This window comes from Agrococcus sp. Marseille-Q4369 (assembly GCF_018308945.1).
GTDB lineage: Bacteria > Actinomycetota > Actinomycetes > Actinomycetales > Microbacteriaceae > Agrococcus.
In genome coordinates, this window is record NZ_CP070501.1 from 1,880,364 (window position 1) to 1,906,036 (window position 25,673).

A 25,673-nucleotide genomic window follows, 5' to 3' on the forward strand; every position below is an offset into this window, starting at 1 on the left:
AGTGTTTGCTACCCTCGGGGCATGACGAACCCGGCGCTCAACGACGACGAGCTGGTCGTGCTGCTCGATGCCGACGGCACGCCCATCGGCTCGGCCCCGAAGGCGACGGTGCATTCCGACTCGACACCCCTGCACCTCGCGTTCTCGTGCTACCTGCTCGACGACGAGGGCAGACTGCTCATCACGCGCCGCTCGCTCGAGAAGCAGGCGTGGCCGGGCGTCTGGACGAACAGCTGCTGCGGCCACCCGGCTCCCGGCGAGGCGTTCGAGGACGCCGTGCAGCGCCGACTGCGGCAGGAGCTCGGCACGAGCGCGACCGACCTGCGGCTCGTGCTGCCCGACTTCGAGTACCGCGCGGTCGACGCGAGCGGCATCGTCGAGCACGAGCGCTGCCCCGTCTTCGTGGGCCGCATCGCCGAGCCGCTCGAGCCCGAGCCGAGCGAGGTCGCCGAGTGGCACTGGGTCGACCCCGACGACCTCCGCATGGGCGTGCTCGCCACCCCGTGGGCGTTCAGCCCCTGGCTCGTGCTGCAGGCGGAGCAGCTCCACGCGCTCGCGGGTGCGTCGTGACCGCCGTCGACGCGCCGACCCTGCTCGCCGAGGTCGAGCAGCGCATCGCGCAGCTCGCCGCGCCCACGGGCCCGCATCCCGTGCAGGCGGCCGCGGCGCGCGCCGCCATCGGCGGCAAGCTCCTCCGGCCCCGCCTCGTGATGGCGGCGGCCGGCCGAAGCGCCGATCGCGAGGCGGTCGTCGCGGTGGCAGCGGCGATCGAGCTGCTGCACGCCGCGCTGCTCGTGCACGACGACGTCATCGACGGCGACGAGGAGCGCCGCGGCGAGCCGTCGGTCGCGCGCGAGGCGCGCGACCTCGCCGCCGAGGCGGGCCTCGCGCCCGCCAGAGCCAAGCGGCTCGGCCTCGCCGCGGCGATCGTGACCGGCGACGCGCTGCTCGTGCGGGCGATCGCCTCGCTCGGCTCGCTCGACGCGTCCACCGCCGTGCGAGCGCGCGTGCTCGGCATCGTCACCCGCGCGATGGTGCGCGCCGCCGAGGGCGAGCACGACGACGTCCTGCTCGCCGGCGCGACGCCCGACCGGGCCGCGATCGACCGCATCCTCGAGGGCAAGACCGCCGACTACTCCTTCCGCGCCCCGCTCGAGCTCGGCGCCGTGCTCGGCGGCCGCGACGAGGCGACGATCGCGGCGCTCGGCGACATCGGCCTGCGCATGGGGGTCGTCTACCAGCTGCGCGACGACGTGCTCGGGGTCTTCGGCGACGAGGCGACCACCGGCAAGAGCGTGCTGAGCGACATCCGCGCCGGCGCGCCCACGATGCTGTCGGCGCTCGCGAGCCGCGACGCCGCCTGGGCGAGCGTCGCGGGTCACTACGGCGACCCGGAGGCCGACGAGGGCGCCGCCGCGCGCGTGCGGCACGTCATGCGCGGCAGCGGCGCGCTCGACGAGGTCGAGCGCCGCATCGCCGGCGGCGCCGACGAGGTGCGCGCGCTGCTCGCCGCGGCGCCGGTCGAGCAGCCGGTGCGCGACGACCTGCTGCAGATCCTCTCGCGCTGCGTGGAGCGGGGCCGATGACGGGCCTCGACCTCTACACGCGCACCGCCCGGCGCGCGAGCGCGACGGTCATCGAGGCCTACTCGACGTCGTTCGGGCTCGCGAGCCGGCTGCTGCCGCCCGTCATGCGCGGCGACATCGCGAGCGTCTACGCGCTCGTGCGCGTCGCCGACGAGATCGTCGACGGCCCCGGCGCCGAGTCGGGCCTCGACCCCCGATCGTGCCGCGGGGTGCTCGACGCGCTCGAGCGCGAGGTCGAGCGAGCGGTCGCGACCGGCTTCAGCGCCGACCTCGTGGTGCACGCCTTCGCCGAGACCGCTCGCCGCGTCGGCATCACGGCCGACCAGACGGCGCCGTTCTTCGCCGCCATGCGGCGCGACCTCGAGCCGGTCGCGTTCCGCGACGAGCGCGAGCTGCGCAGCTACGTCTACGGCTCGGCCGAGGTCGTCGGCCTCATGTGCGTGCGCTGCTTCCTCGGCGGGCGGCGGCTGCCCGACGCCGAGGCGCGGCGCGTCGACCGCGGCGCCCGCGCGCTCGGCTCGGCGTTCCAGGTCGTGAACTTCCTGCGTGACATCGGCGCCGACGCCGACGGTCTCGGCCGCGCCTACCTGCCCGGCGTCGACCCCGCGCACCCGACGGAGGAGGCCGTCGGCCGCGTGCTCGACCGGCTCGAGGGCGAGCTGCGCATCGCGCGCGACACCGTGCCGCTGCTGCCTCGCGATGCCCGCCCGGCCGTGCTCGCCGCGCACGGCCTCTTCGCGGCGCTCGCCCGGCGCATCCGCGCGACCCCGGCTGCCGAGCTCCCGCGCCGCCGCATCAGCGTGCCGAGCGCCGAGAAGGCTGCGATCGTGGCGCGCGCAGCCCTCGGCGCGAGCGTCGCCCGCGCGGCGAGCGCCCGAGAGGCGCGCCTGGAGCCGGCCCGATGAGCCGCATCGTCGTCATCGGCGGGGGCATCTCGGGCCTCGCGAGCGCTGGCCTGCTCGCACGCGACGGGCACGAGGTCGTGCTCGTCGAGCAGGGCGAGTCGCTCGGGGGTCGCGCCGGCACCTGGCGCTCGAAGGGCTTCACGTTCGACACCGGCCCCTCGTGGATGCTCATGCGCGAGCCCTACGAGCACGCGTTCCGGATGCTCGGCTCGAGCCTCGAGGCGGAGGTCGACGTCGAGCGCCTCGACCCGGCGTACAAGGTGCTCTTCGAGGGCGTCGACGAGCCGCTCGAGGTCTCGGGCGACCTCGACGCGACGATCGCCGCGTTCGAGCGCATCGAGCCGGGCGCGGGGGAGCAGCTGCGGCGCTACTTGCGCTCGGCGACCGAGACCGCCGAGCTCGCGACCTCCGGGCTGCTCTCGAACCGCTTCGACTCGCCCGGCGCGTTCGCAGGACTCGGCGTCGGCACCCGGGTGCCGACGCTCGCGCGGCTGCTCGTCGAGACGCTGCACGCGCGCGTCGCGCGCTCGTTCCGCGACCTCCGCTTGCGGCAGGCGCTCGGCTACCCCGCGGTGTTCCTCGGCACCGAGCCGAGGTCGGCGCCATCGATGTACCACCTGATGAGCCACTTCGACCTCGTCGAGGGCGTCTGGTACCCGCAGGGCGGCTTCGGCGTGCTCGTCGAGGCGATGGCCCGGCTCGCGCGCGAGGCGGGCGCCGAGCTGCGCACCGGCGCCCGCGTGCGCCGCATCGTCGTCGAGCGGGGTGCCGCCCGCGGCGTGCTGCTCGAGAGCGGCGAGCGCATCGACGCCGACCTCGTCGTCTCGGCCGCCGACGGCCACGCGACCGACACGAAGCTGCTCGCGCACGTGCCGGGCGTCGCCGAGCGCGGCCGCCGCCGGTGGGCGAAGCGCGTCGCCGGGCCCTCCGCCGTGCTCGTCATGCTCGGCGTCGAGGGCGAGCTGCCCGAGCTCGAGCACCACACGCTGCTGTTCACGCGCGACTGGGAGGACGGCTTCGGGCGCATCTTCGGCGCTCCCGCGGCCGACCCGGCCGACGGCGTGACGGACCCCGCCTCGCTCTACGTCAGCCGCACCTCCGCCACCGACCCCTCGGTCGCGCCCGCCGGCCACGAGGCGCTCTTCGTGCTCGTTCCCGTGCCGGCAGACCCGCGGCTCGGGCGCGGCGGCATCGACGGCGCCGGCGATGCGGCGGTCGAGGCGATCGCCGATCGCGCGATCGCCCAGATCGCCGCGTGGGCCGGCATCGAGCGGCTCGCCGAGCGCGTCGTCCCCCGCCGCACCATCGGGCCGGCCGACTTCGCGATCGACCTCGACGCGTGGCGCGGCACGGCGCTCGGCCCGGCGCACACGCTCCGGCAGTCGGCGTTCCTGCGCGGCTCGACGAAGCACGGCGCGGTGCGCGACCTGCTGCTCGCGGGCTCGACGACGGTGCCCGGCATCGGCGTGCCGATGTGCCTCATCTCGGCCGAGCTCGTCGTCAAGCACGTGCGCGGCGACCGCTCGACCGGTCCGCTGCAGCCGCTCGAGCGGGAGCGATCGGGGCAGCGCCGGTGAGCTTCGTCTACCTCGCTGCGATCGTGCTGTCGGCGGTGTGCATCGGCGCGATGGATGCGCGCTGGCGGCTCGCGCTCTTCGCCGACCCGCTGCGCGCGCTCGGCGCGATCGCCGGCACCGCCGCGGTGCTGCTCATCACCGACCTCGCGTGCATCGCGACCGGCAACTTCCGCCTCGGTGCCTCGCCCTGGATGACGGGCTTCGAGGTGCTCCCGCACCTGCCGATCGAGGAGCTCTTCTTCATCACGTTCCTCGCCTACGTCTCGCTCGTCGCCTTCGCGGCAGGCGAGCGGCTGCTCGCGAGCCGCCGCGCCAGGGCCGAGGAGCGCGCGTGAGCTACATCCTCGTGCTCGCGCCGCTGCTGGCCGCCTCGATCGTCGCGGCGGTGCTCGCGCTGCGCCGGGATCGCCGCCGCTGGGGAGCGCTCGCGATCGCCTCGGCCATCGTGCTCGCGCTCACGATCGTGTTCGACTCGCTCATGATCGCCGCCGACCTCTTCCGCTACGACGACGCGAAGCTGCTCGGCCCGCACATCGGCCTCGCGCCGATCGAGGACCTCGGCTACGCGCTCATCGCCGTGCTGCTCGCCGCGGCCATCTGGACGCTGCTGCCGAGCCGTGGCGCTCGCGGGCGCGACGGTGCGTCGGCGCGGCAGGCGTCGGAGGACCGGGATGCGTGACGTCGCCGAGCCGGGCGCGGTCACCGGTCCCGGGCTCGCCCGCCGACTGCTGCTCGCCTCCCGCCCGGTGAGCTGGATCAACACGGCCTTCCCGTTCGCCGCCGCGATGGTGCTCACGACCGGCACGGTCGACGTCCGCACGATCATCGGCACCCTCTTCTTCCTCGTGCCGTACAACCTCGCGATGTACGGCATCAACGACGTCTTCGACTACGCATCCGACGCCAAGAACCCGCGGAAGGGCGGCGTCGAGGGCGCCCTGCTGCCGCCGGAGACGCACCGGGCGACGCTCGCGTGGTCGATCGGGCTCGCCGTGCCGTTCGTCGTCGCGCTCGTCGCGATGGGAGGCCCGGCGTCGTGGGCGGTGCTCGCCGTGAGCCTGTTCGCGGTCGTCGCCTACTCGGCGCGAGGCCTGCGCTTCAAGGAGGTGCCGCTGCTCGACTCGATCACCTCGAGCACCCACTTCGTGAGCCCCGCCGTCTACGGCCTCGTGCTCGCCGGCGCCGACTGGACGCCGCAGCTCGTCGCCATCCTCGGCGCGTTCTTCTGCTGGGGCATGGCGAGCCACGCCTTCGGCGCCGTGCAGGACGTCGTGCCCGACCGCGAGGGCGGCATCGCCTCGATCGCGACGGTGCTCGGCGCCCGCGCGACCGTGCGCCTCGCGATCGCGCTGTGGGCCGCCGCGGGCGTGCTCATGCTGCTCGCGCCCTGGCCCGCGTCGCTCGGGGCGCTCGTCGCCGTGCCGTACATCGTGCTCGCCGCGCCGTTCTGGCGCGTCACGGATGCGTCGAGCGCCGCGGCGAACCGGGGCTGGCGGCGCTTCCTCTGGGTGAACTACGGATGCGGGTTCCTCGTCACCATGCTGTGCATCGCGTGGGCGATGCTCGGGCGATGAGCGCCGAGTCCGCGGCCCTCGCACCCGAGCCGCCCGTCGAGCTGCTGCCGCAGGCGGAGCGCCGCACGGTGCTCGTCACGGGGGCGACGGGCTACGTCGGCGGCCGGCTCATCCCGCGGCTCCTGCTCGCCGGGCACCGGGTGCGCGCGCTCGCGCGCGACCCCGGCCGGCTCGCCGACGCATCCTGGGCCGCCGACGTCGACGTCGTGCGCGGCGACCTCGAGGACCCGTCGACGCTCGCCGCGGCGTTCGAGGGCCAGCAGGTCGTCTTCCACCTCGTGCACGCGATGAGCGCGGGCGGCGACTTCATGGCCGCGGAGCTCGCGCAGGCGCGGCACGTCGCCGCCGCGGCCAGGGCGGCAGGCGTCGAGCGCATCGTCTACCTCTCGGGGCTGCACCCCGAGGGGGAGCCGCTCTCGAAGCACCTCGCCTCGCGCGTCGCGGTCGGCGAGACGCTGCTCGCCTCGGGCGTGCCGACGATCGTGCTCGAGGCCGGCATCGTGATCGGCTCGGGCTCGGCCTCGTTCGAGATGATCCGCCACCTCACCGAGGTGCTGCCCTACATGCCCGCGCCGCGCTGGGTGCGGAACTTCGTGCAGCCGATCGCGGTGCGCGACGTGCTCCACTACCTCGTGCGCGCGGCGACGGTGCCGCGAGAGGTGCACGGCGCCTTCGACATCGGCGGCCCCGACGTGCTGCGCTACGGCCAGGTGATGAACGGCTACGCGCTCGAGGCGGGCCTGCCGCAGCGGCCGATCGCGCCGCTCCCGGTGCTCACGCCCTGGCTCGCGTCGCAGTGGGTCAACCTCGTCACCCCCGTCCCGCGCGCGATCGCGGTGCCGCTCATCGGCTCGCTGCTGCACGACTGCGTGGTCGAGGAGCGCCGCATCGACGCGATCATCCCGCCGCCCGCAGCCGGGCCCACCGGCTACCGACTCGCCGTGCGGCTCGCGCTCGCCCGCGAGCGCTCCGGCGACATCGAGTCGAGCTGGCGCTCCGCGAGCCCCGCGGGCGCGCCCTCCGACCCGTTGCCGAGCGACCCCACCTGGTCGGGCTCGACCGTGTTCGAGGATGCGCGGGAGCGCACGACGGATGCATCGCCCGAGTCGGTCTGGAAGGTCGTCGAGTCGATCGGCGGCGAGCGCGGCTGGTACTCGGTGCCGCTGCTGTGGAGCATCCGCGGCCTCGCCGACCGCCTCGTCGGCGGCGTCGGGCTGCGTCGCGGCCGCCGCGACCCGGAGGCGCTCCGCGAGGGCGACGTCGTCGACTGGTGGCGCGTCGAGCGGATCGAGCGAGGCAGGCTCCTGCGGCTGCGCGCCGAGATGCGCGTGCCCGGCCGCGCGTGGCTCGAGCTCGAGGTCACGCCGCGCGGCAGCGGCGCGCACTACCGGCAGCGCGCGGTGTTCCTGCCGAGCGGGCTCGGCGGTCGCCTCTACTGGTGGTCGCTCGTGCCCGCGCACCAGGTGATCTTCGACGTCATGGCCAACCGCATCGTCGCCGCGGCTGAGGCAGATCGGTCGTGAGGATCTGGTCGCTCCACCCCGGCTTGCTCGACCGGCCGGGGCTCACGGCGTGCTGGCGCGAGGCGCTGCTCGCGCAAGCGGTGCTCGCCGGCCGCACGCGCGGCTACACCCGGCACCCGCAGCTGCAGCGGTTCCGCGAGCAGCCCGATCCGATCGCGGCGATCGGCGCCTACCTCGCGGGCGTCGCCGACGCTGCGGAGGCGCGCGGCTACCGCTTCGACCGCACCCGGATCGACCGGCCGGGCCCGGCACCCCGGATGGTCGTCACCGACGGTCAGCTCGAGTACGAGTGGGGCCACTTGCGGGCGAAGCTCGCCAGGCGCACGCCCGAGCGGCTCCGCTGCGCGCGACGGCCCGTGCCGCATCCGCTCTTCACGGTCGAGCCGGGACCGGTCGCGGGGTGGGAGCGCCCCTAGTCGCCTTCGCGGGCCGGCCGGGTCGACCCATCCGGGTCAGCGACATGGTGCTCGACGACGGGCAGGTCCGCGAGCAGGCTGAGGAACTTCGTCGCGGCCCGGCGCTCCTCCGGCGAGAGGGCGGCGGCGACGGCGTAGCGCCGCGCGTGATCGGCGCCGACGGACGCCCTCGCCTGCGCGCGTCTCGTCGGTGACGACGATCGAGAGCGAGCGGCGGTCGCGCGGGTGCCGTTCGCGACGGATGTGGCCGGCGTGCTCGAGCCGGTCGAGCAGCTTCGTCACCGACGGCCCCGTGATGCCGAGGTGCTCGGCGATCATCGTCGACGTGACGATCGCGCCGTCGCGGCCCGCAGACATCACGTAGCGGATCGCGCGCATGTCGTTCTCGCCGAGCCGCATGTAGCGGCGGCTGGCCTCGCTGTGCGCCGCGGACGTGCGATGCCAGCGGCGCAGCGCGTGGAACAGGTCGGTGATCTCGTCGACGTCCGCGTCGTTGAGCCCCTGCGCGTGCACGAGGCGGGCGGATGCGTCGAGGCGGCGCGGATCGACAAGGTCGCGATCGTCGTCGCGCACCGCCTCACCCATGAGCCGATCCTACGACTTCGGCTCATAGTTCGCCAGGCTCAGCACCGGCGGCAGAGCGCGATCAGCGCCGCTCGAACCGCCACGGCAGCGACCCGACGTGCAGCCGGTGCCGCGGCCCCTCCTCGGAGTCGGCGCCGCCGTCGTATGCCTCGTCGCCCTCCCAGATCGCGAGCGCGCGGGCGGGGTCCTGCTTCGTCGCGTAGCGCTGCGGTGCCCGGCCGCCGATCGCCGTGAGCGCCGCGTCGACGGTGGGGTGGGGCAGCAGCGTGTCGAGCGTCACCCACGTGGGCGGGAAGAGCCGCAGGTCGCCCTTCCCGTGCCGCTTGAGCGCATCCGCCGGTCGGATCCACGTCGCGTCGATCGCCTCGGCGTGCTGCAGGCGCAGCTCGCCCTCGGGCGCGCGGGCGACGAAGAACCAGGTGTGGAACTTCGTCGCGAGCTGCTCGGGCGGGATCCACTGCGACAGCGGCACGAGCGCGGCCGGGTCGACGACGAGCGCGCTCTCCTCGGCGGTCTCGCGCACTGCGGCGTTCCGCGCCGTGGTCTCCTCGTCGGCCGCCTCGTCGACGGGCTCCACCCGGCCGCCGGGGAACACCCAGCCGCCCGGGAACGAGCCGCGGTCGGGCCGCTGCAGGAGCAGCACCTCGATGGCGCCAGCGTGGCCATCGCGCACCAGCACGAGGGTCGCGGCGACGGGGATCTCGGTCACGTGCTCACGCTACCGCCGAGGGCCCCGCTTCCTCGGCATCTCGGACCGCCTCGCGCACCATGTCGCGGATCGCCTCGTCGGCGTGCACGTCGGGCTTCTGCGCCGCGACCGCGAGCACCTCGAGCGGCGGGTGCCGCTCGAGGGAGGGCTCGAGGCCCTGCAGGCTCGAGAACCGCCGCGCCTGCGTCACGACGTTGCGGTCGAGGGATGCGTTGAAGGCGTTGTACGCCTCGACCGTGCGGTTGAGGCTGCTGCCGAGCTTCGTCAGGTGGGTGCCCATCGTGCCGAGCCGCTTGTGCAGCTCGCGGCCCACCTCGAGCACCTGCAGCGCCTCGCCGGCGAGCTGCTCCTGGCGCCACGTGTAGCCGACCGTGCGCAGCAGCGCGACGAGCGTCGCGGGCGTCGCGAGCACGACGTTGCGCTCGAAGGCGCGCTCGAACAGGGTCGGGTCGCGCTCGAGCGCCGCGTTGAGGAACGGCTCCGCGGGGATGAACATGACGACGAACTCGGGGCTGCCGGGCACCGCCTCCCAGTAGGCCTTCGAGCCGAGCTGGTCGATGTGCTCGCGCAGGTGGCGCGCGTGCGCGTCGAGCCGCTTGTCGCGCGTCGCGTCGTCGGTCGCCTCCATCGCCTCGAGGTAGCCGGCGAAGGCGACCTTCGCGTCGACGATCACCTGCTTGTCGCCCGGCAGGTGCACGAGCATGTCGGGCCGCAGCGCGCCGTCGTCGGTGGCGTGGTGCGCCTGCTCGGTGAAGTCGACGTGCTGCAGCATGCCGGCGGCCTCGACGACGCGCCGCAGCTGCAGCTCACCCCAGCGCCCCCGCACTTGCGGCGCCCGCAGCGCCGTGACGAGCTGCCGCGTCTCGGTGGTCAGCCGCTCGGAGCTCGAGCGCATGAGCTGCAGCTGCTCGGCGAGCGCGGCGTTCGCCTCGGCGCGCGCCTTCTCGGCGGCGGTGACCTCGGAGCGCACCGACTCGAGCGACTTCGAGAGCGGCTCGACGAGCTGCTGCACCGCCTGCTCGCGCTTCGCGAGCTCGGCGGCGCCCTCGCTCTGGGAGCGGCGCAAGCGCTCCTCGGCCTGCTCGAGGAAGACGGCGGAGTTGCGCTCGAGCGCCGCGCTCGAGAGCTTGGCGAACTCGTCGGCGCGGCGCTGGGCGTCCTGCTGCAGCTCGGCGAGGGCCTCGCGGCCGCGCTCGCGCTCCTCGGCGAGGCGCTGCGCCGCCTCGGCGCGCACCTCCTCGAGCTGCGCGGCATGCCGCCGCTCGGTCACTGCGCGCTCGCGCGCGCGCTCGTCCTCGATGACCTCGAGGCGGCTGCGGGCGGTGTTGAGCTCGCCCAGGCTCGCCGCGGCCTCGGCGGCGGCGCCGGCACGACCGGCGCGCGAGCCGAGCAGCGCGCCGAGCGCGCCGGCGAGCAGCATGCCGACGACGGCGGCGACGACCAGGAGCGGTTCCATGCCCCCATGTCACCAGATGCCGCTGACACCGCGGGGCTACCCTCGGTCGCATGGTGGAGATCCAGCGCATCGTCGCACCGAACCCCGGACCGATGACCCTCGACGGCACCAACACCTACGTGCTCGGCGGCGAGGTCGTCGTCGACCCCGGTCCCGCCGTCGTGGAGCACGTCGAGCGGCTCGTCGACCTCGCGCCTCGGCTCATCCTCGTCACCCACAAGCACACCGACCACACGGAGGCGGCGCGCGAGCTCGCCCGCTCGACCGGTGCGGTGCTGCGCGGCCTCGATCCCGACGAGTGCCACGGCGGCGCACCGCTCGTCGACGGCGAGTGGATCCCGGTCGGCGACGCCGAGCTGCAGATCCTCGCGACCCCGGGGCACACGCACGACTCGATCTGCATCGTCGTGCCGGGCCGCGCGGTGCTCACGGGCGACACGATCCTCGGCCGCGGCACGACCGTGATCATGCACCCGGACGGCGCGATCGCCCCCTACCTCGCGAGCCTCGACAAGCTCGAGGCGCTCGGCGACCTCGAGGTGCTGCCGGGCCACGGCGACCCGCTGCCGTCGGTCGCCGCCATCGCGCGGCAGTACCGCGCGCACCGGCTCGAGCGGCTCGAGCAGGTGCGGCACGCGCTGCGCGATCTCGGCTCGAGCGCGGCCGATGCGACGGTCGGCGACGTCGTCGACCGCGTCTACGCCGACCTCGACCACGACGTGCGCTTCGCCGCCGAGGCGTCGACCGCGGCCCAGCTGAGCTACCTCGCCGAGGTCGGCTGAGCCAGCACGCCCGCTCCTCGCGGCGGACTCCTCGATGCGCTGTGCAGTCCGCACACTCCGAGTCGAAGTCTCGACTGATCGCACATGGTGGCGCTCCATGGAGCCCCATACCGTTGCGCCATCGACCGCTTCGACCAGGAGGGCGCCGCGATGGAAGCCACTGCTCACGACGACTACTCGCTGCAGCGCGTGCCGAAGGCCGCGCGCAAGCACTGGTTCGGCATCGCGGTGCAGCGATTCGGCCAGGTCTCGGCCCTCTCGCAGTTCCTGCTGGGTGCCACGCTCGGCTACGCGCTGGGGTTCTGGGATGCGGCGCTCGCGTTCCTGCTCGGCTCCGTCATCCTCGAGGTCGTCATCATCCTCGTCGGGATCGTCGGGCAGCGCGAAGGCATGCAGACGTCGCTCCTCACGCGCTGGACGGGGTTCGGCGAGATCGGCTCGTCGCTCGTCGGCCTCGCGATCGCGATGAGCCTCATCGGCTGGTTCGGGATCCAGGGCGCCATCTCGGCCGAGTCGCTCGACTCGCTCATGCCCGACGTCATGCCGATCCCCGCCTGGTCGATCATCTTCGGCCTCGCGGTCACGGGTGTGGTCGCGTTCGGCTTCAAGGGGATGCAGCTGCTCGCGAACATCACGGTGCCGCTCTTCCTCGTGCTCGTCGGCTGGTCGATCGTGAGCGAGCTGAGCCAGCACTCGATCGTCGACCTGATGAACAGCGCTCCGGCAGGCGAGCCGATGTCGGTCTTCGCGGGCGCGGGCGTCGTCGCTGGCGGCTTCATCGTGGGCGCGATCATCACGAGCGACATGACTCGCTTCAACCGCACCTCGGGCGACGTCGTCAAGGTCACGCTCGTCGGCATCACCCTCGGCGAGTTCGTGATCGGCATGGCCGGCGTGCTCCTCGCCCATGCCGCGCAGAGCGGCAACATCGTGGCGATCGTGACGTCGGCGGTCGGCTGGGTCGGCCTGCTCATCATCGTCACGGGCACGCTCAAGATCAACGACTGGAACCTGTACTCGTCGGTGCTCGGCCTCGTGAACTTCGTCTCGACGGCCTTCAACCGCAGGCTGCCGCACCTCGCGACGACCATCGTGATCGGAGTCGTCGGCACGCTGCTCGCCGCCTTCGGCATCCTGCAGGGCTTCATCCCCTTCCTCACCGTGCTCGCCGCGGCGTTCCCGCCCATCGCCGGGATCCTGCTCGCCGAGTACTTCGTCGTGCGGCGCTTCCGCCCCGCGCTCGACGCCACGCGCGAGGCAGGCACACTGCCGGCGACCGCTCCGCGCATCGTCCCCGCGACGCTCGTCGTCTGGCTCCTGTCGAGCCTCGTCGGCTACTTCGTGACGTGGGGCATCCCGTCGATCACCGCACTCGTGCTCTCCTTCGTGCTCTACGTCGTGGCGGGGAAGCTCGGCCTCGTGCGAGGGATCGGCGAGGTCGCAACCGACAACGACATCACCATCGGCGGCGCCGCGAGCCCCGTCGTCGGTGCCACCGAGCGCTGACGCGCCGAACGAGCAAGCACACCGGACCGGAACCAGAGGAGACACTCGCGATGCACATCGGAATCGACGTCGGCGGCACGAACACCGACGCCGTGCTCATGGAGGGATCGCGCGTGCTCGCGAGCGTCAAGCGCTCGACGAGCGCCGACGTGACGAGCGGCATCGTCGCGGCGATCGAGTCGCTGCGCGCCGACCGGCCGTTCGAGGGGGTCGAGATCACGGCCGTCATGATCGGCACGACCCACTTCATCAACGCGCTCGTGCAGGCTCGCGGCCTCGCTCCGACTGCGGCGCTGCGTCTCGGCCTTCCGGCGACGCGCGCTCTTCCGCCGCTCGTCGACTGGCCGGGCGAGCTGCGCGAGGCGATCCAGGCGCGCACCTACCTCGCGCACGGCGGCTACGAGTTCGACGGCCGCCCGATCTCGCCGCTCGACCCCGACGAGCTGCGCCGCCACGCCGCCGACATGGCCGCCAACGGCATCCGCTCGGTGGCGATCTCGAGCGTGTTCAGCCCGGTCAACCACGACCTCGAGCTCGCGGCCGCCGAGGTCGTGCGCGAGGAGCTCGGCGACGACGCCGCGATCTCGCTCAGCCACGAGATCGGTCGCATCGGTCTGCTCGAGCGCGAGAACGCGACCGTCATCAACGCGGCGCTCCGCGAGCTCGCAGTCGAGATCGTCGACGGGCTCAGCGCAGCCGTGCGAGCGCAGGGCATCGCCGCGCCGATCTTCCTGAGTCAGAACGACGGCACGCTCATGGACGAGGAGTTCGTGCGCCGCTATCCCGTCGCGACGTTCGCCTCGGGTCCGACCAACTCGATGCGAGGCGCCGCGGCGACGAGCGGCCTCACCGATTGCGCGGTCATCGACGTGGGCGGCACGACCGCCGACATCGGCCTGCTCGTCAAGGGCTTCCCGCGCGAGACGTCGACCGAGGTCACCGTCGCCGGCGTGCGCACGAACTTCCGGATGCCGGACGTGCTGTCGCTCGGCATCGGCGGCGGGAGCCACGTGCACGAGGAGTCCCGCGAGGTCGGCCCCACCTCCGTCGGGTACCGCCTGACGAGTGAGGCGCTCGTGTTCGGCGGATCCACGCTCACGGCGACCGACATCGCCGTCGCCGCGGGCCGCGTCGAGATCGGTGATGTCGACCGCGTGCGCCACATCGAGCGCTCCTTCGCGCTCGCGGTCATCGACCGCATCGCGGAGCGCGTCGCCGAGGCGGTCGACCGGATGCGCACGTCGTCCGAGCCGATCCCCGTGGTCGCCGTCGGCGGCGGCTCGATCCTGCTACCGGACGTGCTGCCGATCTTCGGAGCGGTGCAGCGCCCCGACAACTACGCGGTCGCGAACGCGATCGGCGCGTCGATCGCGCAGGTGGGCGGTGAGATCGACAAGGTGGTCGCCGTCGACCCCGGTCGGCGCGATGCGATCCTCGACGACGTGCGGCAGGAGGCCGTCGACAAGGCGATCGCCGCGGGCGCGACGCCGCAGAGCGTGCAGATCGTCGACTTCGACGAGGTGCCGCTGCCCTACCTCCCCGGCAACGCCACCCGCGTGCGCGCCAAGGCGGTCGGCGACCTGGACATGGGCCGATGAGCTGGCACATCACCGCCGACTCCATCCCGGGACTCGCGCTCGGTGCCGCGGTCCTCGGCACGGGCGGTGGAGGCGACCCCTACGTCGGCGCCCTGCTCGCGCGGCAGGCGATCGGCGACGGCAGCGTCGAGGTCGTGCCGCTCGCGTCGCTGCCCGACGACGCCGTCGTCGTGAACGCGGCGATGATGGGCGCCCCGACCGTCATGGTCGAGAAGCTGCCGAACGTCGACGAGGTCGTCGCTGCGATCGAGGCGCTCGCGGCGCAGCTCGACCGACGGCCGACGCACATCGCCTGCGCCGAGGTCGGCGGTGTCAACTCGACCATCCCCGTCGCCGCCGCGGCGATGCTCGGCCTCCCGCTGCTCGACGGCGACGGCATGGGCCGCGCGTTCCCCGAGCTGCAGATGGTGCTGCCGACCCTCTACGGCATCACCGCCTCGCCGCTCGGGATCGCCGACGACAAGGGCAACACGGGCGTGCTCTCGACGGTCGACAACCTGTGGACCGAGCGCATCGCACGCGTCGCGGCGGTCGAGATGGGCTGCTCGGTGATGATCTCGGGCTTCGCGATGAGTGGGGCCCAAGCGCGCGAGTCGCTCGTGGCGGGCTCGCTCTCGCTGTGCGTCGAGCTCGGCGACGCGATCGAGCGCGCCCGCAGCGCGAACGTCGACCCGGTCGCGGCCGTCGTCGACCGGCTCGGCGGCCGCGAGCTCTTCGCGGGCAAGGTCGTCGACGTCGCGCGCGCCACCACGACCGGCTTCGCGCGCGGCAGCGCGCGCATCACGGGCGACGCGGGCGCGCTCACGCTCTCCTTCCAGAACGAGCACCTCGTCGCCACGCTCGATGACGAGGTGCTCGTCACGACGCCAGACCTCATCGTCGTGCTCGAGCACGACTCCGGGTCCCCGATCACGACCGAGGGGCTGCGCTACGGCCAGCGCGTGCGCGTCGTGGCCGCGCCGGCCGACGAGCGCTGGCACTCCGAGGGCGGCATCGCGCTCGCCGGTCCCGCGTACTTCGGCTACGACTGCCCGCCGACTCGGTTCGACGGCTCGATCCAGGAGGTGGCCGCATGAGCTTCGAGCTCCGCGCGACCGATCTCGGCGACCTCGCCCGAGGCGCGACCCTGCTCGGCACGGGCGGCGGGGGTGACCCGTACATCGGCCGCCGGCTCGTCGAGCAGGTGCTCGGCGACCGCGCGATCACGGTGCTGGATCCCGAGGACCTCGCCGACGACTGCTTCGTCATCCCGACGGCGCAGATGGGCGCGCCGACCGTCATGGTGGAGAAGATCCCGGCCGGCACCGAGCCGACCCTCGCGCTGCGCATCCTGGAGGAGCACCTCGGCAGGACGGCGGATGCGACGATGCCGATCGAGTGCGGCGGGATCAACTCGATGATCCCGCTCGTCGTGGCCGCCGAGACCGGTCTGCCGGTCGTCGACGCCGACGGCATGGGGCGGGCCTTCCCGGAGCTGTCGATGGAGACGTTCGCCGTCTACGGTGTGCACGGGTCCCCTCTCGCCCTCGCGGGCGAGCGAGGCGAGCGGGTCATCATCGACACCGGCGACGACGATCAGCAGATGGAGTGGCTCGCGCGCGCGATCACGATCCGCCTCGGCGGGGTCGGCCACATCGCCGAATACGCGATGTCGGGGGCCGATGTGCGCCGCACCGCGATTCCGCGCACGCTCTCGATGGCACTCGCCCTCGGGCGCGCGATCCGCGAGGCGCGCGAGGAGCACCGCTCGCCGTTCGATGCGATCGCCGCGTGCCTCGCGACCACGCTCTACAGCCATGTCCGGGAGCTCTTCCACGGCAAGGTCGCCGATGTCGAACGTCGAACGACCGACGGCTTCGCGAAGGGCCGCGCGCGCATCGACCCGATCGACGGCGGTGGCGAGGCACTCGAGGTGCAGTTCCAGAACGAGAACCTCATCGCCAAGCGCGGCGGTGAGACGGTCGCGATCGTGCCCGACCTCATCTGCGTGCTGGATGCGGACAGCGCCGAGCCCATCACGACGGAGGGACTCCGCTACGGCCAGCGCGTGCGCGTGATCGGCATCTCGACGCCCGACATGATGCGCACGCCGGGGGCGCTCGCCGCGTTCGGTCCCGCGGCCTTCGGGCTCGACGAGCCGTTCGTGCCCGTGGAGGTGCAGCCCGCCACCGCGAGGGCGTGACTGCTGCGCCGTAGGCTGGACGCATGGGGTGGACGCTGGAGCGCGACGACCTCGCGGCGCTCGGCATCGGCGCATCGCTCCTGGGCGGCGGGGGCGGCGGCACCCCGCGGCTGATGGCGCTCAGCGCCGGCAGCGCGGTGAGCTGGCCGCTCTCGGTGCACGACGTGCACGACCTCGACCCCTCGACGCCGTGCGTCGCCGTCGGCGTCGGGGGCTCGACCATGGTCTTCGGCGAGCGGCTGCCCGGCAGCGACCTGTTCGCCGATGCGATCGAGACGATCGACCGGTGGACGGGCACCCGAGCGGCGGCGGTGTGCGTCACGGAGGCGGGCGGCATGAATGCGCTCGCGCCGCTGCAGGTCGCGGGCGACCTCGCGCTCGTCGACGCCGACCTCATGGGGCGGGCGCTCCCTGACCTCGACCAGTTCTCGATCCTCGTCGACGACCTCCCCGGCATCGCGATCGCGATCTCGGCCTGGCGGCGCGGCTCGCTGCTCCTGACCGACGCGCGCCCCGCCGACGTCGAGCACGTGCTGCGCGCCGCATTCCAAGCGGCAGGCGGATGGGCCGGGATCGTCATCGGCGGATTCACCGTCGGGGACCTCGAGGAGCACGCGATCCATGGCACGCTCGCTCGCGCCCGGGCGCTCGGCGAGGCGTGGGGATCGCACGACGCGATCGCTGCGCGCGTCGCCGCGATCGGCGCTCGTGCCCTCGCTCTCGGGCGAGTCGCGCACGTCGGGCCAGACCCGGCGGACGTCCGCGTGCGCGTCATCGACATCGCGGCCGACGACGGCGCCGCGGTGCGGCTCGTCGCCCGTTCAGAGGTCGTGGCGTGCCTCGTCGACGGCGCCGTGGTCGCGCGCTCGCCAGACATCGTCGACGTCGTCGATCCGCAGTCCGGCGCGATCCTGCAGGTCGAGGAGATCGCCGCGGGCCGCAGCGTCGCGGTGCTCGGCCTCGAAGCGCCCGCCTGGTGGTCGACTCGGCCGGAACGGCTCGAGCGGGTGCTGCCCTCGCACTACGGCCTCGACGGGCTCGACGAGGTCGCGGCATGAGTGCCCTGCACCTCGACGCGCTCCTCGAGCAGCCCGGTCACGGCGGCATCGAGGTCCTCGTCCGTGCGGCCGACGCCTGGGACCGCGTCGAGGTGGAGCCGGACGAGTCGACGCTCGAGCGAGCATCCGCGACGACCTTCGCGATCATCGTGACGGCGAGCGCGACGCGCGCGTGGCAGCTCGACGCGCTCGTGCGGCGCGTGCGCGACCTCGGCATCACCGGTCTCGCGCTGCCGGGCGGCACCGCCGTCTCGGCCGGCACCGCCAGCCTCGCCGCTCGCGTCGGGCTCACGCTCGTCCGCGCAGCGCGGCCCACCTCGCTCGCGAGGACGTGCTGGGAGCTCACGACGAGCGCCGACGCCCTGGCGCTCTCGCTCGTGCGACGCGTGGCCCAGACGATCCAGTACGCAGCGCGCGACTTGCCCGACCAGCTCCGGCACCTCGCCGCGGGCATCGGCCACGGCGTCGCGCTCGTCGCTCCGCACGGCATCGTGCAGCAAGCGGGTCCGGAGCTCGATCCGAGCGTCCTGGCGCACATCGACTTCGACCGCTGGGTCGATCGGCTCGAGCATCCCGCGGGCACCGTGGCATCGGTCCGTGTCGACAGCAAGGGCTCCGACCGGCTGCGCCTGGCCTTCCACGGTCGCGCGCTGAGCCTGCGGCAGCTCGCGGCGCTCGCCTCTGCCGCCGAGATCGCGATGCCCGCAGTCGCGGCCCGCATCCTCATCGACGAGGTCGAGGAGCGCGACGACGCCTCGCGCTCGTCGTCGCTCCTGAGCGAGCTCCTGGATCCGTCTGCGAGCCACGACCCCGAGCTCGACCGCCGCGTCGCCGAGCGCGGGTGGACGACCGAGGGCTGGCACGTCGGCTTCGCCGTGCAGGGACGTGGTCGTGTCGAGCCGCTCGAGGTGCTGCGCCTCCTCCGCCCGAGCCTCGCGGCGCTGCGGGTGCGCGCGCACTCGACGATCCGCGGTGCTGGGGCCGTCGGGTGGCTGAGCTTCTCGAGCGCGCCTTCGCGCGCTGAGCTCAGCGCCGCCATCGCCGCGCTGCGCGAGCGGCACGGCGCGTGGCTGCTGCAGCTGCCGGTCGCGACGGGCGTCGGCACGCTGCAGCGCGGCGTCGCCGGCTTCGCGCAGACCATCCACGAGGCGATGGACGCCGCGCGACTTGCGGCCGACCGCTCCGCCGCCGACTGGTTCCTGCACGTCGATCGGCTCGGGATCGACCAGCTGCTCCTGGCGTGGACGGGCAGCGACGCCTTCCTCCCGGCGGCGCGAGGACTGCTCGAGCCGCTGCGCGTCGACGACCGCCGCACGCTCGCCGCCTATCTCGACCACGAGTCGTCGCTCGCGGCGACCGCGAGCGCCCTCGGCATCCACCGCAACACCGTCGCCCAGCGGATCGCGCGCGTCGGGCAGGAGCTCGGGATGGATCTCGCCGACCCGGAGGTGCGCCTTGCCCTGCAGCTCGCGGTGCGCGCGGCGCCGGCGCGCTGACTCGGCTGCGTGGCGGAGGCCGGTCGCGATACCCCGTGGGGGTATACTGGCGACAGTCGAAAGGGGACGCCGTGCTGGGAGGACTCACTCGCATCGCCGCGCCGGCTGCGGCCGTCGCCGCGCTCGGGATCGAGGGCGACGACCCGCGGGTCGTCGAGGTGGCTGAGGGGATCCGGGCGGCGCAGGCTCCCGAGATCGAGCAGCTCGACGCGATGCTCGACGCATGGGGTCAGGATCGCGGGAGCGCGGACGTCGGTCGCGGTTCGCATGGCGGCACGGGCGAGGGGATGATGTCGCCCGCGGACCTCGAGGCGCTCGAGTGCGCCGAGGGCGCCGAGCTCGTCCGCCTCGCGGAGGCCATCGTGCGCGACCAGCGGGCGGAGATCGACGCCATGCGCGCGCCGCTGGACCGGCTCTGACGTGCGCTCGCGACGATCGCTCCCCGCGCTCACCGCGCTGGCCGCCGTCGGCATCGCCGTGCTCGCCGGTTGCGCAGCGGTGCCCGCTCCGCAGGGCGCGCCGGCGAGCTCGGCGACCGACGACGTCCTGGCCGACCATGGCTTGGCCGGTCTCACCGCGGTCGAGGTCATCGACGTGCTCGACCGCGTGGCGGTCTCGGAGCGCTCGACGAGCCTCATCGCGTCGGTGCGGCCGGATGCGCTCGTGCTGGAGGACGAGCGTGGTGAGACGTCGCTGCCGCTGCCCGACGACCTCGCCTACGTCTCGATCGCGCCCTACGTCGAGCAGACCCACGAGTGTCACTTCCACAGCCTCACGACGTGCCAGGGTGAGCTCTCGCGCGAGCCGGTGCGCGTGACGATCACGGACGCATCCGGCGCGGTGATCGTGGACGAGAGCACCGAGACGTTCGACAACGGCTTCGTGGGCTACTGGTTGCCCCGCGACGTCCGCGGCTCGATCGAGATCGAGCACGCGGGCATGACGGGTGTCGCGACGCTCTCGACGTCCGCGGACGCGCCGACCTGCATCACGAGGCTCGCGCTGCGCTGAGGCGCGCCGCTCTGCGCGTCGGCGCTCAGCCGCTCTTGCGGCGGTGGACGCGCTTCTGCACCGCGGGGCCCGAGTGGGCGCCCTGCACCCCGCCCTGCGGCGCCATGCCCTGGCCGTGGTGGCCGAGCTTCTTCTTGTCGAGCGCCTCGCGGAACTTGCGGCGCTGCGCCTCCTCGGCGCTCTCGACGCCCTCGGGGGTGTCCTGCGGCGTCTCTGCCTCTGCCGGTTCGTTCTCGCTCATGACCCCACCTTGCCGCCTGCCGGTGACGATGTCGAGTCCGGCCGCCCGGTCGGGCCTCCGCGCAGCAGGCTCGGCACGCGCGAGGGGCGGGATGCGTCGGGGGCGAGGGCGCCGATCGTACGCACGAGCGTCGTGAGCCACGCGAACGCGATGCCGACCGCGACCGCCTCGAGGCCGGCGGCGGAGTAGACGGCGAGCGGGCGCCACAGCAGGAGGGCGACGACGATCGCGGCGGCCGCCCCGACGGTCGTGAGCACGAGCGCTCGCGGCGGCCGGGGCATGACGAGCATGGCAGCGATCGCCGAGGCGACGAAGAGGCCGAGGGTGCCGAACGCGGCGATGTTGTGCAGCAGCGGCGCTACGGGGACGGGGAAGAGACCGACGCCCGCGAGCGCGATCCCGGTGAGCGCGAACAGCGCCACGACGAGCGCGATGCCGCGCAGGGCCGGATCGCCGAGCCAGCGGTGCAGGTCGCGGCCGAGGTACGAGCCGATCGTCGCCACGAGCAGTCCAGCGACGACGACCGTGCCGTTGAAGGCCCAGGAGCCGGCACCGCTGCCGGCACCGAGGTCGGAGAAGTGCCGCTCCCACCAGCGGGGGTCGGCGGCGGTGAGCATCGCGAAGACCGTGCCGATCGTGAGGAAGCCGAACAGCAGCGTCGCGAGGTCGCGCGTCGTGAGCTCGACCCCCGCCCGGAAGGCAAGCCAGCCGCCCGCGGCGCTCGCGATCCCCGTGAGGAGCGCGCCGCCGATCGCAGGCGCCTCGAGACCCTGGAGCCCGCGGGCGAGGATCTCGGCGCCCGTGAGCGTGCCGAGGTAGGCGACGGCCGCGAGGCCGACGGCGAGCGCGACCGTCGAGACGCGCGAGACCGCGCGCTGCCACGGCGGCATCGGGCCCGCCTCGTCGCGGCGGTGCAGGAGGGTGCTGAGCGCGAAGGCTCCTGCAGTGACGAGCGCGACGATGCCCGCGGCGGGCAGGGCGACGGAGCCCTCGCCCGCGATGGGCTTCGGCTCGCCCCACAGGGCCACGAGCGCGAAGAGCGCGCCGGCGGCGAACGAGCCCCATGCCGCGGCGATCGCGCGCGCCTCGCGACGCAGCTCGACGCTCGTGACGGCCTCCACGCATCCGATCGAACCATGCCGCGCCCACCCGGAGCCGAGCGCGCGTCCTCACTGCGCCGCGAACGACGAACGGCCCGCCTGGCGAGCTGCCGGCGGGCCGTTCGGAGAGGTGCGTCAGCGTCGCGTGTCGCCCTCGCGGTCGATGTCGACCTCCTCGCGCGCGACGTCGGCCTGCACGGTCTCGCTGTCGACGACCGTGCGGCGGTCGACGCCGATGCGCTCCGCGTCGACGACCCGCTTGTCGACGACCGGCCGCTCCTCGGTGAGCGTGACCTCGATCTCGTCGTCGCCGAGGTCGCCGCGGGTGCCGGTGCTCGTGCCGTCGAGCGGCTCGCGGACGATCTCGACCTCTTCGCGCTCGACCGGGACGGTGACCGTCTCGTGGTCGGTCACGACGTGCTTGCGGATGCGCAGGCGGCCGGACTCGACGCGCTCGGTGCCGACGTGCAGCTCCTCCTCGCGACGGACGATCGACTCGTGGTCGCTGTCGACCGCGTCGGTGCCCGTGCCCATCGAGCCGGTGCCCGCCGAGCCCGTGCCCACGGAGTCGGTGCCCGTGGTGCCGGTGCCGCCCTGGTAGTCGTAGTAGCGGAAGAGCTCTGCCTCCTCCGCCTCGCTCACGTGCGCGTCTGCGTCGATGTTGGGAGCGTCCTTGATCTTGTCCTTCGTGTGCGGCACGTGGATCTCGCCGTCTCGGACGGTCGCGTCGCGGAGCGGCACGAAGCTCTCGCGCGTGCCGAACCAGCCGGTGCTCACCGTCGCGAACGCAGGCTGGCCCGTCGCGTCGTCGAGGTAGACGCTCGACACGGTGCCGACCTTGTCGCCCGTCGAGTCGTAGACGGTGCCGCCCTGCACCTGGTCGATGGAGAGATTGCCGTTGCTCATGGTCGTGCCTCATTCCTGTTCGGGGTCTGTGGTCTGCTTCCACCATGGGGGTCGCGCCTGGAGGTGCGGTCACCGGCGGCTGTGCGTCCGCGATGTACCCCACCGGAATGTGCCTGCTAAGCGCGCGGGGCCACCGCGCTCGTTGTTTCGAATCGAATCCGATTGATTATCGAGAGATGCGCTGTCATGCTCGACGCATGCTCCGCTCCCGATGGATCGTCCTCCTCCTCCGCGTGGCGCTCGCGGCCGCCGCCGCCTGGCTGCTCGTGATCATGCTGCTGTCGCTGCCCGGCGAACTGGCCGACGAGGCGCCGTGGTTCCGCGTGGGCGCGCAGGCCGTGCTCTCGCTCGTGATCATCGCGGTGCTCGCGGTGATCGTCTGCATCTGGCGGCTGCTCACGCTCGTGCAGCGCGACCGCATCTTCAGCCCCGAGGCGCGCCGCTGGGTCGACGCGATCGTGTGGGCGCTCGCGATCGGCTGGGCGCTCTTCGCCGCCGGCGCGCTCACGGTCGCGGCCGTGGTCTTCTTCACCCCCGAGCTCCGCGACCCGGGCATCCCGATGGCGCTCTTCGGGCCGGTCGTGCTCTCGCTCCTGCCGCTGCTGCTCATGCTCGTCATGCGCGGCCTGCTGCAGCAGGCGAGCGGCTACCGCGCCGAGCTCGACGAGGTGATCTGATGCCGATCGTCGTGCGGATCGACGTCGAGCTCGCCAAGCGCAAGCTGAGCGTGGGCGAGTTCGCCGAGCGCGTCGGGCTGAGCCCCGCGAACGTCGCGGTGCTGAAGAACGGCCGTGCGAAGGCGGTGCGGTTCTCGACGCTCGACGCGATGTGCCGCGTGCTCGGCTGCCAGCCGGGCGACCTGCTCGAGTGGGTCGACGACGACGGGGCGGATGCGTCGACCTGAGCCGCGCGGGCGGCTCACGATCGCTCGGTCGAACCGGGCGGCTGCCGTCGCACGGCAACCCGCTCGCGCGCGCGACGGCGGCTCAGCAGCGGCTCGAGCTCGGCGAGCTCAGCCGCTGTCGCCACGCAGAAGGAGCCGGTGGGCGCTGTCTCGACGGCGCGGCGCTCCTGCCCTCGCGTCGCCGCGAGCGACACCGCGATCGAGATGCCGATGATGAGCGCGACGACGGTGAGGGAGACGAGCGTGGGGATGTGCAGCACGTCGAGCAGCGCCATCTTCCCGCCCACCCAGATCAGCACGAGCGAGAGTCCGACCTTGAGGTAGACGAAGCGGTGGATGAGATCGGCGAGCAGGAAGTACATCGCTCGCAGCCCGAGGATCGCGAACGCGTTCGCGGTGAAGACGAGGAACGGCTCGGAGGTGACCGCGAAGATCGCCGGGATCGAGTCGACCGCGAAGACGATGTCCGTCATCTCGACCAGCACGAGCACCGCGAGCAGCGGCGTCGCCACCACGACTCCCGCCTTCCGCGCGAGGAAGCGCTGCCCGTGGTACGCATCCGTCATCGGCACGACGCGCCGGAAGAGCCTGAGCACTCGCGAGCGCTCGGGGTGCACGTGCTCGTTGCGAGTGCGCAGCATCTGGATGCCCGTGACGATGAGGAATGCGGCGAAGACGTAGAGGATCCAGGCGAAGCTCTCGATGAGAGTAGCCCCGACCGCGATGAAGATGCCGCGGAAGACGAGCGCGCCGAGCACACCGAGGAACAGCACTCGGTGCTGGAGCTCTCGCGGCACCGAGAACGCGGCGAAGATGATCGCCCAGACGAAGACGTTGTCGACCGCGAGCGACTTCTCGATCAGGTAGCCGGCGAAGTACTGCTGGCCGAGCTCGGCGCCCCACAGGTTCCAGACGACGATCCCGAAGCTGATGCCCGAGAGCGCCCAGACGATCGACCAGGCGAGCGCCTCGCGCACGCTGATGACGTGTGCCCGCCGATGTGCGAAGAGATCGATCGCGAGCATGACGACGATCGCCGCGAGCACGGCGAGCCAGGCATAGAAAGGTACATCCATCGTGTCCTCCAGTTGACGGTGCAACTGGAGGTCTCGTCCGAGGCCCGAAGGCCTCCGAGCGCCGGAGCCCGATGGCGAGCACGAAGTGACGACGCGTGGCCGGGGGACTACTCCTCTCCGCAAGTCTCGGACATGCGCAGACGCTGCGGCGGGAACCGATCGAGGCGCTCTCCTTGCCAGGCCACAGCGGATGCCGCGGTTCGCCGCACGGATGGCCCTCAGCCGAGCATCGCTAGCCTCGAGCATGCGCAATCCCATCCCGGAGCTGCTCGACGAGATGCTGCGCGAGTGCGCCGACGACGACGGCGGGGAGCTGCACGACGAGATCCCCGAGCTCGCGGAGGCGGACCCCGACCGCTTCGCGATCGCGCTCTGCACGGCCGACGGCACCGTCTACGCGACGGGCGACGCCGAGCACCGCTTCACGATCCAGTCGATCTCGAAGCCGCTGGTCTACGCGCTCGCGCTCGCCGACCGCGGGCTCGAGAAGGTGCTCGAGCACGTCGGCGTCGAGCCCTCGGGCGACGCCTTCCATGAGATCTCGCTCGAGCCCAGCGGCCGGCCGCGCAACCCCATGATCAACGTCGGCGCCGTCACGACGCACTCCCTCGTCGGCGACCCCGCGTGGAGCCTGGCCGAGCGCGACGAGCGCGTCCGGGTGGGGCTCTCGGCCTTCGCCGGCCGCGAGCTCGAGATCGACGAGGCGGTGTTCGAGTCGGAGCGCTCGGTCGCGAGCCACACGCTCGCGCTCGCCTACCTGTCGCACTCGCAGGGCAAGCTCGACGGCGAGCCGCACGACGCCGTCGACGGCTACATCCGCCAGTGCTCTATGCTCGTCGACGTGCGCGACCTCGCGGTGATGGCGATGACGCTCGCGAACGGCGGCAGGAATCCGATCACCGGCGAGCAGGTCGTGCCCGTCTGGGCGTGCACCCAAGCACTGAGCGTCATGGCGACGTGCGGCATGTACGACGCCGCGGGGGACTGGATGAGCCGGGTCGGCATCCCGGCGAAGAGCGGCGTCGCGGGCGGCGTGCTCGGGACGCTCCCCGGCCAGATCGGCGCCGGCGCGTTCTCGCCGCGGCTCGACGACGTCGGCACGAGCGTGCGTGGCGCGCGAGCCTTCGCGCGCATGTCGACCGAGCTCGGCCTCCACCTCATGCACGCGCCCGAGCTCGCCACGCACGTGCTCTACGGCGTCGTCGAGCCCGACACCGACGGCGACGGCCTGCGCGAGGTGCAGCTGCAGGGCACGATGCAGTTCGCCGCGGCCGAGGCGGCCCTGCGCGAGCTTGAGGCGCTGCCCGAGGAGGACGCTCCGCTCGTGCTCGACCTCTCCCGCGTCGTCTCGGCGAGCGCGATCGGCCGGCGGCTGCTCAGCGAGGCGGTCGAGCGGATGCGCGCCGACGGCCGGGAGGTGCGGGTCACCGACCCCGACGGGGTGCTCGGCGCATGACGAGCAGCTGCTCCGCTCCTGAGCGC

Annotated in this window: 28 protein-coding genes; 21 read left to right on the plus strand and 7 right to left on the minus strand. The window is 73.3% G+C overall.

What is annotated here, in order from left to right:
- Positions 1-21: 21 nt before the first annotated feature.
- The 9 genes from idi to JSQ78_RS09470 are packed head-to-tail and all read left to right on the plus strand — an operon-like array spanning position 22 to position 7,581.
- Entirely contained in the window at positions 22-570 is a 549-nt protein-coding gene (idi, locus tag JSQ78_RS09430; protein WP_211447195.1) for an isopentenyl-diphosphate Delta-isomerase, read from the plus strand.
- The gene (locus JSQ78_RS09435) at positions 567-1,586 is read left to right on the plus strand and encodes a polyprenyl synthetase family protein (protein WP_211447196.1); all 1,020 of its coding nucleotides are present in this window, start codon (positions 567-569) and stop codon (positions 1,584-1,586) included. The genes idi and JSQ78_RS09435 overlap by 4 nt, the downstream gene beginning before the upstream one ends.
- Positions 1,583-2,491 carry a phytoene/squalene synthase family protein gene (locus JSQ78_RS09440; RefSeq protein WP_211447198.1) on the plus strand — a complete coding sequence of 303 codons (909 nt, stop codon included), beginning with the start codon at positions 1,583-1,585 and terminating at the stop codon, positions 2,489-2,491. Before JSQ78_RS09435 ends, JSQ78_RS09440 begins: the two co-directional genes overlap by 4 nt.
- Positions 2,488-4,068 (plus strand): phytoene desaturase family protein, encoded by a 1,581-nt coding sequence (gene crtI / locus JSQ78_RS09445; protein ID WP_211447200.1) that lies wholly within the window; start codon positions 2,488-2,490, stop codon positions 4,066-4,068. Before JSQ78_RS09440 ends, crtI begins: the two co-directional genes overlap by 4 nt.
- Entirely contained in the window at positions 4,065-4,403 is a 339-nt protein-coding gene (locus JSQ78_RS09450; RefSeq protein ID WP_211447201.1) for a lycopene cyclase domain-containing protein, read from the plus strand. Before crtI ends, JSQ78_RS09450 begins: the two co-directional genes overlap by 4 nt.
- The gene (locus JSQ78_RS09455; protein ID WP_211447202.1) at positions 4,400-4,747 is read left to right on the plus strand and encodes a lycopene cyclase domain-containing protein; all 348 of its coding nucleotides are present in this window, start codon (positions 4,400-4,402) and stop codon (positions 4,745-4,747) included. Before JSQ78_RS09450 ends, JSQ78_RS09455 begins: the two co-directional genes overlap by 4 nt.
- On the plus strand, positions 4,740-5,642 hold the full coding sequence (locus JSQ78_RS09460; protein WP_211447203.1) for a prenyltransferase: 903 nt from the start codon (positions 4,740-4,742) through the stop codon (positions 5,640-5,642). Before JSQ78_RS09455 ends, JSQ78_RS09460 begins: the two co-directional genes overlap by 8 nt.
- Positions 5,639-7,165 carry an SDR family oxidoreductase gene (locus JSQ78_RS09465; protein ID WP_211447205.1) on the plus strand — a complete coding sequence of 509 codons (1,527 nt, stop codon included), beginning with the start codon at positions 5,639-5,641 and terminating at the stop codon, positions 7,163-7,165. The genes JSQ78_RS09460 and JSQ78_RS09465 overlap by 4 nt, the downstream gene beginning before the upstream one ends.
- Positions 7,162-7,581, plus strand: a complete 420-nt coding sequence (locus JSQ78_RS09470) for a pyrimidine dimer DNA glycosylase/endonuclease V (RefSeq protein WP_211447207.1) — start codon at positions 7,162-7,164, stop codon at positions 7,579-7,581. The genes JSQ78_RS09465 and JSQ78_RS09470 overlap by 4 nt, the downstream gene beginning before the upstream one ends.
- A 36-nt stretch (positions 7,582-7,617) precedes the next feature.
- On the opposite strand, the gene JSQ78_RS14025 is transcribed toward JSQ78_RS09470, so the two are convergent.
- The 3 genes from JSQ78_RS14025 to JSQ78_RS09485 all read right to left on the minus strand — a co-directional run bounded on the left by JSQ78_RS14025 (position 7,618) and on the right by JSQ78_RS09485 (position 10,331).
- Positions 7,618-8,166 carry a MarR family transcriptional regulator gene (locus JSQ78_RS14025; RefSeq protein WP_283245017.1) on the minus strand — a complete coding sequence of 183 codons (549 nt, stop codon included), beginning with the start codon at positions 8,164-8,166 and terminating at the stop codon, positions 7,618-7,620.
- 61 nt (positions 8,167-8,227) lie between these two features.
- Complete coding sequence (locus JSQ78_RS09480) at positions 8,228-8,875, minus strand: NUDIX hydrolase (RefSeq protein ID WP_211447208.1); 648 nt, start codon at positions 8,873-8,875, stop codon at positions 8,228-8,230.
- A gap of 4 nt (positions 8,876-8,879) precedes the next feature.
- The gene (locus tag JSQ78_RS09485) at positions 8,880-10,331 is read right to left on the minus strand and encodes a DNA recombination protein RmuC (RefSeq protein WP_211447209.1); all 1,452 of its coding nucleotides are present in this window, start codon (positions 10,329-10,331) and stop codon (positions 8,880-8,882) included.
- A gap of 50 nt (positions 10,332-10,381) precedes the next feature.
- On the opposite strand from JSQ78_RS09485, the gene JSQ78_RS09490 reads away from it, so the two are divergent.
- The 9 genes from JSQ78_RS09490 (at position 10,382) to JSQ78_RS09530 (ending at position 19,964) form a co-directional block, all read left to right on the plus strand.
- Positions 10,382-11,113, plus strand: coding sequence for an MBL fold metallo-hydrolase (locus JSQ78_RS09490; RefSeq protein ID WP_211447210.1), 732 nt, complete (start codon positions 10,382-10,384; stop codon positions 11,111-11,113).
- A 150-nt stretch (positions 11,114-11,263) separates the two neighbouring features.
- Complete coding sequence (locus JSQ78_RS09495; RefSeq protein ID WP_211447211.1) at positions 11,264-12,619, plus strand: purine-cytosine permease family protein; 1,356 nt, start codon at positions 11,264-11,266, stop codon at positions 12,617-12,619.
- A gap of 50 nt (positions 12,620-12,669) precedes the next feature.
- Positions 12,670-14,217 (plus strand): hydantoinase/oxoprolinase N-terminal domain-containing protein, encoded by a 1,548-nt coding sequence (locus tag JSQ78_RS09500; protein WP_211447212.1) that lies wholly within the window; start codon positions 12,670-12,672, stop codon positions 14,215-14,217.
- The gene (locus JSQ78_RS09505; protein WP_211447213.1) at positions 14,214-15,293 is read left to right on the plus strand and encodes an S-methyl thiohydantoin desulfurase family protein; all 1,080 of its coding nucleotides are present in this window, start codon (positions 14,214-14,216) and stop codon (positions 15,291-15,293) included. The genes JSQ78_RS09500 and JSQ78_RS09505 overlap by 4 nt, the downstream gene beginning before the upstream one ends.
- Positions 15,290-16,399 carry an S-methyl thiohydantoin desulfurase family protein gene (locus JSQ78_RS09510; RefSeq protein ID WP_211447215.1) on the plus strand — a complete coding sequence of 370 codons (1,110 nt, stop codon included), beginning with the start codon at positions 15,290-15,292 and terminating at the stop codon, positions 16,397-16,399. The genes JSQ78_RS09505 and JSQ78_RS09510 overlap by 4 nt, the downstream gene beginning before the upstream one ends.
- Positions 16,400-16,422: 23 nt before the next feature.
- Positions 16,423-17,457, plus strand: a complete 1,035-nt coding sequence (locus JSQ78_RS09515; RefSeq protein WP_211447217.1) for a DUF917 domain-containing protein — start codon at positions 16,423-16,425, stop codon at positions 17,455-17,457.
- A complete protein-coding gene (locus JSQ78_RS09520; protein WP_211447218.1) occupies positions 17,454-18,953 on the plus strand; it encodes a PucR family transcriptional regulator in 1,500 nt (499 codons plus the stop codon). Before JSQ78_RS09515 ends, JSQ78_RS09520 begins: the two co-directional genes overlap by 4 nt.
- A gap of 71 nt (positions 18,954-19,024) precedes the next feature.
- Positions 19,025-19,372 (plus strand): DUF305 domain-containing protein, encoded by a 348-nt coding sequence (locus tag JSQ78_RS09525; protein WP_211447219.1) that lies wholly within the window; start codon positions 19,025-19,027, stop codon positions 19,370-19,372.
- Between the two features lies 1 nt (position 19,373).
- Complete coding sequence (locus tag JSQ78_RS09530; RefSeq protein WP_211447220.1) at positions 19,374-19,964, plus strand: CueP family metal-binding protein; 591 nt, start codon at positions 19,374-19,376, stop codon at positions 19,962-19,964.
- A 25-nt stretch (positions 19,965-19,989) separates the two neighbouring features.
- On the opposite strand, the gene JSQ78_RS09535 is transcribed toward JSQ78_RS09530, so the two are convergent.
- From JSQ78_RS09535 to JSQ78_RS09545, 3 genes are all read right to left on the minus strand, one after another.
- A complete protein-coding gene (locus JSQ78_RS09535) occupies positions 19,990-20,205 on the minus strand; it encodes a DUF5302 domain-containing protein (protein WP_211447221.1) in 216 nt (71 codons plus the stop codon).
- Positions 20,202-21,326 (minus strand): DUF998 domain-containing protein, encoded by a 1,125-nt coding sequence (locus tag JSQ78_RS09540; RefSeq protein WP_249295605.1) that lies wholly within the window; start codon positions 21,324-21,326, stop codon positions 20,202-20,204. Before JSQ78_RS09540 ends, JSQ78_RS09535 begins: the two co-directional genes overlap by 4 nt.
- Positions 21,327-21,440: 114 nt before the next feature.
- Positions 21,441-22,211 carry a DUF2382 domain-containing protein gene (locus JSQ78_RS09545; RefSeq protein ID WP_211447222.1) on the minus strand — a complete coding sequence of 257 codons (771 nt, stop codon included), beginning with the start codon at positions 22,209-22,211 and terminating at the stop codon, positions 21,441-21,443.
- 197 nt (positions 22,212-22,408) lie between these two features.
- Between JSQ78_RS09545 and JSQ78_RS09550 the strand changes: the two genes are divergently transcribed.
- Entirely contained in the window at positions 22,409-22,888 is a 480-nt protein-coding gene (locus JSQ78_RS09550) for a DUF2975 domain-containing protein (protein ID WP_211447223.1), read from the plus strand.
- A complete protein-coding gene (locus JSQ78_RS09555) occupies positions 22,888-23,115 on the plus strand; it encodes a helix-turn-helix domain-containing protein (protein WP_026372900.1) in 228 nt (75 codons plus the stop codon). The genes JSQ78_RS09550 and JSQ78_RS09555 overlap by 1 nt, the downstream gene beginning before the upstream one ends.
- A 14-nt stretch (positions 23,116-23,129) precedes the next feature.
- On the opposite strand, the gene JSQ78_RS09560 is transcribed toward JSQ78_RS09555, so the two are convergent.
- Positions 23,130-24,191 carry a TerC family protein gene (locus JSQ78_RS09560; RefSeq protein ID WP_211447224.1) on the minus strand — a complete coding sequence of 354 codons (1,062 nt, stop codon included), beginning with the start codon at positions 24,189-24,191 and terminating at the stop codon, positions 23,130-23,132.
- 244 nt (positions 24,192-24,435) lie between these two features.
- On the opposite strand from JSQ78_RS09560, the gene glsA reads away from it, so the two are divergent.
- Positions 24,436-25,647, plus strand: coding sequence for a glutaminase A (gene glsA / locus JSQ78_RS09565; RefSeq protein WP_211447225.1), 1,212 nt, complete (start codon positions 24,436-24,438; stop codon positions 25,645-25,647).
- Positions 25,648-25,673 lie beyond the last annotated feature (26 nt).